General features: G+C 58.5%; 2 protein-coding genes and 1 pseudogene. All 3 read left to right on the top strand.

The features are described from left to right. Positions 1–948: pseudogene (locus tag VU18_RS20195) on the top strand (peptigoglycan-binding protein LysM); the annotation flags it as partial. After that, a complete protein-coding gene (locus VU18_RS11185) occupies positions 932–1,876 on the top strand; it encodes a phosphotransferase (RefSeq protein WP_011232073.1) in 945 nt (314 codons plus the stop codon). The pseudogene VU18_RS20195 and the gene VU18_RS11185, both read left to right, overlap by 17 nt. Before the next feature lie 34 nt (positions 1,877–1,910). After that, positions 1,911–2,499, top strand: a 589-nt coding sequence (nadE, locus tag VU18_RS11180; RefSeq protein WP_047758217.1) for an NAD(+) synthase, incomplete at its 3' end; no start/stop codon positions are given.

Genomic DNA, 2,499 nt, shown 5'->3' with positions numbered 1-2,499 from the left:
GAGGCGCCGAAAGCGGCGATGAACGAAACGCCAAAGGCTGTCGAGAAAAAAGCGCCAAAAGCAACGGCACAAGAAGCACCAAAAACGCCGAAAGCGGAGGCAAAAGAAGGGGCAAAAGCGAAAGGCGCCTCTGTGCCGCCGCTTGTGCATACGATTCCGCCGGTGGCCCCGCCTCCTCAACTTTCGTTCGCTCAATCGCTGGCCAACGTGCCGCCGATTCCGCCGAAGCCGAGCAATATTTTGCCCAACATGATGAAAGAGGAGGACAATGAAAGCCCAGCTGAATGGAAAGGGGAACCGGCGGCTGAGAGCGAAGACGCGCCGCCGCTGCCGAACATTCCATACGTTCCTGTCGCCCCGCCGACGATCCCAATATTTGGCACTGACCAAGGATGTACGCCAGTGCCGCCAGTTTGGCCGGGGAGCGGTTTTTACGCGCCGCCGCTGCCGATCATGCCGACGTCCTATCCGCCATCGTCTGCGCCGTCGGCCGTTGGGAAAAGCGGTGAAAGTCCGGAAAACGGTTCGGCGCCGTTTCCCGGCATTCACGAAAGCAGCAGTGAATCATTAGAGCCGCCGTTTTCTGGGCCTGGGGTTGCCGCCCCGTTTGTCCCGTCCGCAGGGGGCGTTCTCCCGCCGCCCGGCGCTGCAACGCCAGTTTATGCGCCGCCTGCGGCGCACCCCTCGCCTGTCGGCTATCCGCCTTTTGGGTATGCACCGGCCTATGCGCCGCCCCCGTACTATTATGGAGGGTACGCCCTGCCGGCTCCATACGGATATGCGCCGCAGTCAGCGCCGCCGCTTCCGTGGCCAGGCGTCGTTTATCCGACAAGTCCAGCGGGATACTCGCCGCCATCCTACCCGCCATCATCCGCCCCGCCGGTCGCCGGCCCCCGTTTGTTTAGCGAACCGCCGGATGAGGAGAGCGGGCATGGCGAGGAACAATAACCAAGTGAAAAGAGACGCCGCCGGCCGTCTCTTTTTTCTTCTTGACCGCCAATATCGGCTTGTTATTCAACAAGTTGTGGCATTGAAACCGCATGTCTTAGCCATTGCCGCCCGGCAAGGAATGTTTGTCGCCAAAGCGTATCGCTTTCCTGTTGCGGCCGCGCGGCACGCCTGGCTTCTTGCCGCATTAAGGAAGACCGGTTTTTCCGCCGCGCCGGCCCCTATGCCGATCGGGCGCGGAGGAGTGGTTGAAGCCGGCGGATGCTATTGGCTGCTGACGGAATATGTAGCCGGAGCGCGTCCAATCTCGTTTGCCGCTTGGGCTGACGCCGCTGACGGACTTCATTTGCTCGAACGTTACCATACCATAACGGCAAACATCGCCAGCAGCAAGCAGGAGGCGATGGGGCTGCCGCGTGCGCAGCTGTATGACAAATGGCGGCGCCGCTATGAGGAGTTTTGCCGACATTTGCCTGTTGTTGAAACGATCATGGACAAAGAAGACATTTTATTTACGCTGCGCTGGGCGGATTACTGTCTATCAACGTGTCGCGAGCATGCTCCAGAGTTGACGGCGGATTCTGCTGCCATCATTCATGGTGATGTCGCCTCCCATAATTTTTTGCGCACCACAACCGGCCAGATGTACCTCATCGACTATGACGCGGCCGCTCTTGCCTCGCCCGGGCTTGACTATTGCCAATACGCCAATCGCCTCTTGCCGTATATCGGTTGGTCATATTCAACACTCGCCCGTTTCGCTCCGCTTCGCCGTTGGTTGGAAAAACGCTGGTTTTTGCATGCGCTCTTATTTCCGGCTGATGTGTTTCGCGAATGGCGGTCAGCCGCCGCGCGCCGCCGCCCTCTTGTGTTTGACCGCAAGCGGAGAGAACGGTTTGTCCGCCGCCTTTATGCTATGCTACAATGAGAAATGGAATCTTTGGAAAAGGAGTCGAGGGCGGATGCAAGAAAAAATTGACAAACTCGTGCAATGGTTGCGTGACCAAGTCTCATCAGCCGGTTTAAACGGGGCGGTCGTCGGCATCAGCGGCGGCATCGACTCGGCGGTTGTCGCCCATTTGATTAAGCGTGCCTTTCCGGACGATTCGCTGGGGCTGATTATGCCTTGCAAAAGCAATCCGAAAGATATGGAAGATGCGCTGAAAGTGGTGAAAAGCTGCGGCATCCGGCATTTGGTCATCGATTTGACCGAGGCGCACCGGACGTTGTTTGGCGCGGTCGAGGCCGAGCTGAAAGCCATCGGGGAATGGAGCGAAGAGCGCGCGCGCCTCGGCGATGCGAATACAAGGGCGCGTTTGCGCATGACGACGTTGTATGCGGTCGCCAACAATTACGGCTATCTCGTCGTCGGTACGGACAACGCTGCCGAATGGCATACGGGCTACTTTACGAAATACGGTGACGGTGGAGTCGATTTAGTGCCGCTCATTCACTTTACAAAAGGCGAAGTGCGCGAAATGGGCCGTCTGCTCGGCGTCCCGGAAGAAATTATCAAGAAAGCTCCAAGCGCCGGACTGTGGGAAGGGCAGA

Origin of the sequence: Geobacillus sp. ZGt-1, assembly GCF_001026865.1 — a bacterium.
GTDB lineage: Bacteria > Bacillota > Bacilli > Bacillales > Anoxybacillaceae > Geobacillus > Geobacillus thermoleovorans.
This window is presented reverse-complemented; position numbering and strand designations above follow the sequence as displayed.